The sequence below is a fragment of the Enterobacter sp. K16B genome, from assembly GCF_020216105.1.
Lineage (GTDB): Bacteria > Pseudomonadota > Gammaproteobacteria > Enterobacterales > Enterobacteriaceae > Enterobacter > Enterobacter sichuanensis.
Window position 1 is genome coordinate 1 of record NZ_JAIWJZ010000236.1, and the last position, 263, is coordinate 263.

Annotated in this window: 1 rRNA gene; it reads right to left on the reverse strand. The window is 52.9% G+C overall.

The annotated features are described in order from the left end of the window. Positions 1 to 59: 59 nt before the first annotated feature. Positions 60 to 175 (reverse strand): 5S ribosomal RNA (gene rrf / locus LDK53_RS22910). Positions 176 to 263 lie beyond the last annotated feature (88 nt).

The following is a 263-nucleotide window of genomic DNA, read 5'->3' on the forward strand; positions in this document are numbered from 1 at the left end:
CTCACCCTTACCAAGGGTGCGCTCTACCAACTGAGCCATATCAGCACGCTAAATTTGATGCCTGGCAGTTCCCTACTCTCACATGGGGAGACCCCACACTACCATCGGCGCTACGGCGTTTCACTTCTGAGTTCGGCATGGGGTCAGGTGGGACCACCGCGCTAAAGCCGCCAGACAAATTCTTTTACTTCTTGCCGAACTTTAACCTAAGTATAAAGTGGTGCTGATACCCAGAGTCGAACTGGGGACCTCACCCTTACCAA